A 5,528-nucleotide genomic window follows, 5' to 3' on the forward strand; every position below is an offset into this window, starting at 1 on the left:
CCGCTCGCGAGCGGCGACAGGATCGGGCACATCTACAGCGACGACGAGTTCGGCGTGAACAGCGCGCTCGGCGTCAAGCACGCGTCGCAGACCGCGGGGGTGTCGGTCGTCGAGCAGAAGGTCAAGCCGACGGACCAGGACATGACGGCCGCGGTGACCGCGTTCAAGTCGGCCGGGGTGAAGGCGATCGTGATCAGCACCGGGCCGCGGCAGGTCGCCCCGGTCATGGTGGGCACGGAGTCGGCCGGCCTGAAGGTGCCGGTGCTGTCGCACGCGGTCGGCTTCCATCCGCAGCTCCTCGCGGTGGCCGCCGGGCCGATGGAGGCGCGTCTGGCCATTGCCAGCCCGGTGCCCGCGATCGGTTCGCCGGACCTGCCGGCGCTCACCAAGCTGACCGCCGACTACCAGGCGAAGTTCCCCGGCATGCCGGTCGACCAGGGCATCATCTCGGGCTACGCCGCCGCGGGGATCTTCGCCGAGGACCTGCGGGCGGCCTGCGCGGCGGGCGACCTGACGCGCGAAGGCCTGGTCGCGGCGCACCGCAAGCAGACCGGGATGGACGTGGGGCTCGGGCTGAAGCTGGACTTCTCGTCGAACACCGCGCCGCCGTCGTACCAGACGTTCATCCTCAAGGTGGACCGGGCCGAGCCGGGCGGTCTGGTGACGGTCGAACCGGCGCACGAGGTTCCGGGAGCCCGCTCGTACACGCTGCCGAAGACGGGGTGACCGGCCCGGAGGGTTGGCGGGCCCGGCGGGTTCGGCGGGCGGGACGGCTCCGGGGGGGGCGGGTGCGCGTCCCGGCGGTCGGCATCGGTGTGGCGGTGCCGACCGCGTCCGCTGGGCGGCCGCTCAGTACGCTGACGCGGTGACAGGGAGAAGCGCGCTGGTGGTCGGCGGCGGGATCGGCGGGCTCGCGGCGGCCGTGGCGCTGACGCGCCGGGGCTGGCAGGTCGAGGTCTGCGAGCGCGCCCCCGCGTTCACCGAGATCGGCGCGGGTCTGTCGCTGTGGCCGAACGCCCTGCACGCGCTCGCGGCGCTGGACGGACTGGACGCGCGGGTGCGGGAGCTGGGCGCGGTCGAGGCGTGGGGCGGCGTCCGCGATCGCGGGGGCCGGTGGCTGAGTCGTACCGACAACGACGCACTGCGCCGCCGGTTCGGCATGCCCCTGGTCGTCCTGCACCGCGCCGATCTGGTCCGCGCCCTGGTGGAGGCGCTGCCGGAGCGGACGCTGTGCCCGTCGACCACGGTGACCGGTATCCGGCCGCGGCCCGATGGTGTCGTGGTCGACGTCGAAACCGGCGACGGTACCGGGAGCGGCATCGAGGGCGGCACCGGCGGTGCCACCCGCCAAGACACCCGTCAAGACACCCGCCAAGACACCCGCCACGTCGACCTGGTGGTCGGCGCGGACGGCCTCCACAGCACGGTACGCCGCCTGTTCTGGCCCGAGGCCGCGGCACCCCGCTACGCGGGCTACACCGCCTGGCGCATGATCACCGACCCGCTCGCGGCACCCGTCGAGGACGGCGCCGCGACCTGGGGCCGGGGCGAGCGGTTCGGCCACACGACGTTGCCCGGCGGGCGCTACTACTGCTTCGCCACCGCGACGGTGCCGCCCGGCGGCAGCAGCCCCGGCGGCGAGTACGCGGAGCTCCTGCGGCGCTTCGGCCACTGGCCCGCCCCGATCCCGGACCTCCTCGCCGCGGTGCCGCCGGACCGCGTGCTCCGGCACGACATCCACGACCTGCCCCCGTTGTCCGGATACGTCCGCGGTCGCGTGGTGCTCCTCGGCGACGCTGCGCACGCCATGACCCCCAATCTCGGCCAGGGCGCCTGCCAGGCGCTGGAGGACGCCGTGGTGCTGGCGGCCTGCCTGGACCCCGGCGCCGCCCCAGCCGTCGACCGCCGCGGTGACTACCCCGGCGGCCACCCGGGCGACCGCCCAGCCGACCACCCAGCCGACCATCCCGCCGCCATCGATGCCGGGCTCGCCCGCTACGACCGCGAGCGCAGGCCGCGCACGCAGTCGATCGCCCGACGCTCCGCCCGCTTCGGCTCGATCGGCCAACTCGCCTGGCCGCCCGCCGCCACCGCCCGCGACCTCGCCGCCCGGCTGACCCCGGCCGCGCTCACCCTCCGCTCGATGGCCCCCATCCTCGGCTGGCGGCCCTGATGCCCGACTGGACGTACCACCCGCTGCGCGGCGCGGCAGCCACCCTGCTCGGCGCCCGACGCTCGCAGCGGGCCGCCCTGAGGATGCTCGGGCGGCTGTCCGCGCGGCCGCTCGGACGCCGCCTCGTGGCCGGGGCGTTCGGCCACCGCCCCCCACCCGCCGAACTCGCCGGGGCCGCGGCCGGGCTCGACCTGGCGAACCGCCTGGGCGCCGAGGTGCCGCCCGAAGTGGCACGCGACGCCGTACGCGCCCTGCCGACCCAGGGCGCCGGACTCGTCGTCGTGACGCCGGTGGGGCCGTCCGAGGTCGACGCGGTGCGCGAGGCGGCCGCCGGGCGGCGCGTCCCCGTGCTCGTACTCACCGGCGACCCGGCGGTGTCCGCCGCCCTCGCGCCGCACGTCGACGCCGTCCTGGCCGACGACGACGATCTGGTACGCCTGTCCTCCCCGCTCGTGGCCGACGCCGTCGCCGCGCTGGCGGCCGACCCCGTCAAGGCGGTCGTGGCCCGGCCGTCCGTGCTCCTGGCCGCCGGACCCGGCTGGTTCCAGCGCGTCGCCGAGGCCGTGACCCCCACGTCCCCGCCGCCCAACCCCCGGGCCGACGTCGGGCGGGACCCCCGCCGTTGGCCCGCCTGGTGGTGGGGCCTGTGCGTGGGCCTCGGCATGGTCGGCGCGGGGCTGGGCGCGGCGGCGATCACGCTCGGACCCGTACTGCTCTGGTACGACCGGGACTTCCTCGGCCTGGACCGCGACCACCTGCACGGCGTCAACCACCACCTCGTGTCGTTCCTCCAGCACGACCGGATCACCATGGCCGCCACGATGGTCGCGATCGGCATCCTGTACGCCGGGCTCGCCGCCGGCGGGATCCGGCAGGGCTGGCCCTGGGCGCGCAACGCGCTGCTCGCGTCCGGGCTGATCGGCTTCCCGACGCTCCTGTACTTCCTTGCGACCGGGTTCGTGGAGCCGCTGCACACCGCGGTCGCCGCCGTCCTGTTCCCGATGTTCGTGGCGGCGGTGTGGCGTGCGCCTGGGCAGCCGCGCTGGCGGATCCTCCCGGACGGGCCGGAGCACGAGCGGCGCCGGGCGCTCACCGGCCAACTCCTGATGATCCTGACCGGCGCGGGCCTGTTCATCGGCGGCGCGGTGGTGTCGGTGGTCGGGCTCACCGAGGTCTTCGTCCCCAGCGACCTGGCCTTCCTCGGCACCACATCGGACGAACTGGAGAACGCGAACCCGCGCCTCCTCGCGTTCATCGCCCACGACCGCGCGGGATTCGGCGGGGCCCTGATGGCCGCCGCGGTCGCCATCGTCCTGGTGAGCGCGTGGGGTTGGCGGCGCGGGGCGGGATGGGTGTGGTGGTCGCTCGCGGCGTCCGCCGCCTGCGGGTTCGTCCCGCCGGTCGTGGTGCACGCGCACATCACGTACACCGACTTCTGGCACCTCGCGCCGGTCTACTTCGGCATGCTGCTGACGACGGTCGCCCTCTATCTGTCTCGGCCTTATCTGTGCGCGCGTCCGAACTCGCCGGGCCGGCAGGCCGGGGGCTGACGGGGCGGGGCGCGTCCGTGCGCTCGGCACCATGCGGGCGGGCCGCCGAAACGCGGCGGCCCTTGAAGACGCCGGGCGATCGGGATACAGATCAAGACGGAGGAACGCGGCCCGGGAGTCGGGCCGTCTGCGGCGGCTCGAAGGGGAAGCGACTTGCCCACCGTCTTCGTCACCGGTGCGACCGGCCTCATCGGCGCCAACATCTGCCGTCGACTGCGCGAGCGCGGCGACGACGTCCGGGCCCTGGTGCGCCCGGGCAGCGAGAGCACCCCGCTGCGCGAACTCGGCGTCGTCCTCGTCGAAGGCGACATCACCGACGGCGCGGACGTGCGGGCCGCGGCCGAGGGCGCCGAATTCGTGGTGCACTCGGCGGCGGTGCTGGGCGGCGCCTCGCAGAACCTGGACGAGCACACACGTGTCAACACGGGCGGTCTCACCCACGTCCTGGACGCCGCGGCGGCGGTCGGGGCGCGGCGTACTGTCGCCTTGGGCACGACGACCTACTTCGACTACACCGACCGCCCGCTCAGCGAGGACTCGCCGCTGCTGGAGACGCCTCCGGGCGACCCCTACTCGGTGTCGAAGCGCGCCGCGTTCGTCGAGGTCATGCGCCGTGCCGCGGACGGCCTGGACGCGTGCGCGGTCATCCCCGGCGGCACCTTCGGGCCTTCGCCGGTCCCCGGCCGCGCGCTGGAGGCCCCGAGCTACAACCTGCGCATCCTCTTGGCCCTCAAGGGCGAGATCGAGTCGACGGTGCACTTCCCGATCCCGTGGTCGTATGCCGACGACGTCGCGGCGGTCACCGTCGCCGCCCTGGAACACGGCCGGGCGGGAGAGAAGTACCTCGCCTTCGCGCACCCGGACGACGTGTGCAGCATGGCCCAGTTCCTCAACCGGGCGTGCGAACTGGCCGGATCCGCCCACCGCGTACGCGACATCACCGCCGAACTCCTCGCCGGAGACCAGGAGTTGCAGCGCCAGTCGGGACCGAGCCTGGTCGCGCTGGCCAACCGGTCCTTCCCCGAGCCGTACTACACCGACACCCTGACCCGGACGCGCCTGGGCCACACCCCGGTGCGCCTGGACGAAGCCCTGCGCCGCACCCTCGACTGGCTGGAGGCCACGCACGGATGAGCGACCTCGCCGAACTCCTGTGGGCCGAACGGTGCGCGCTGCGCCTGCCGAAGCTGTACGCGCGCGGAATCGACCGCCGCGACTGGGCCCTGGTCCGGTCCTGCTTCGCCGACGACGCCTTCGTCGACGGCTCGCGCGACGCGCTCGCGATCGACGAGTATCTCGAACGGCTGCGGCCCGGCGTCGAGTTCTTCCCGGTCACGATGCACTTCATGGGCAACCAGATCGCCGACGTCGACGACGGGGCGCGCACCGGGAGAGTGGAAACGTACGCCGTCGCCTACCACTTCAAAGGCGAGCCGGCGGGTGCCGAGCACCCGGAGAACCTGGTCGTCGGCGTGCGCTACACGGACGAGGTGGCGCTGACCGGCGGCGAGTGGCGCATCGTGCGCCGCGCGGTCTCCGGCGACTGGCGCCAAGGACCGTACCCGGCACTGTGATGCGGAACTGGCCGCGCCACGAGGCGGCTCTGCTACGGCAGTTCGACGGCCGTACGTACGTCGCCACCTCGCTGTGGAACGCCTGGCCGCGACACGCCCACCGCGCCTGCGAATTGGGGTACGAGCTGGGCTACCGGTTGACGGACGCGCTTGTCACACGGTTCTCGATCCACCTGGAGTTCCGCCGCGACGACCGGCCGCCCGCACGTGCGCGGGCCCGGGGGGGGTGGG

At 74.4% G+C, this 5,528-nt stretch carries 6 protein-coding genes; all 6 read left to right on the forward strand.

What is annotated here, in order from left to right; all coding sequences use genetic code 11:
• Positions 1 to 726 (forward strand): ABC transporter substrate-binding protein (locus ACRX5S_RS08860; RefSeq protein ID WP_436772259.1); only part of this gene is annotated, 726 nt, incomplete at its 5' end.
• Positions 727 to 865: 139 nt separating this feature from the next.
• Positions 866 to 2,173 carry an FAD-dependent monooxygenase gene (locus tag ACRX5S_RS08865; RefSeq protein ID WP_436772260.1) on the forward strand — a complete coding sequence of 436 codons (1,308 nt, stop codon included), beginning with the start codon at positions 866 to 868 and terminating at the stop codon, positions 2,171 to 2,173.
• A complete protein-coding gene (locus tag ACRX5S_RS08870) occupies positions 2,173 to 3,723 on the forward strand; it encodes a hypothetical protein (protein ID WP_436772261.1) in 1,551 nt (516 codons plus the stop codon). The genes ACRX5S_RS08865 and ACRX5S_RS08870 overlap by 1 nt, the downstream gene beginning before the upstream one ends.
• A gap of 153 nt (positions 3,724 to 3,876) precedes the next feature.
• Positions 3,877 to 4,857 (forward strand): NAD-dependent epimerase/dehydratase family protein, encoded by a 981-nt coding sequence (locus tag ACRX5S_RS08875; protein WP_436772262.1) that lies wholly within the window; start codon positions 3,877 to 3,879, stop codon positions 4,855 to 4,857.
• On the forward strand, positions 4,854 to 5,297 hold the full coding sequence (locus ACRX5S_RS08880) for a nuclear transport factor 2 family protein (protein WP_436772263.1): 444 nt from the start codon (positions 4,854 to 4,856) through the stop codon (positions 5,295 to 5,297). The genes ACRX5S_RS08875 and ACRX5S_RS08880 overlap by 4 nt, the downstream gene beginning before the upstream one ends.
• On the forward strand, positions 5,297 to 5,528 hold a 232-nt coding region (locus tag ACRX5S_RS08885), incomplete at its 3' end, for a hypothetical protein (protein ID WP_436772264.1). The genes ACRX5S_RS08880 and ACRX5S_RS08885, both read left to right, overlap by 1 nt.

The sequence above is a fragment of the Yinghuangia sp. YIM S09857 genome, from assembly GCF_051388915.1.
GTDB lineage: Bacteria > Actinomycetota > Actinomycetes > Streptomycetales > Streptomycetaceae > Yinghuangia.

Coding starts and splice junctions, on each gene's coding strand:
- ACRX5S_RS08870 (WP_436772261.1), top strand. CDS start 2,173: ATGCCCGACTGGACGTACCACCCGCTGCGCGGCGCGGCAGCCACCCTG.
- ACRX5S_RS08880 (WP_436772263.1), top strand. CDS start 4,854: ATGAGCGACCTCGCCGAACTCCTGTGGGCCGAACGGTGCGCGCTGCGC.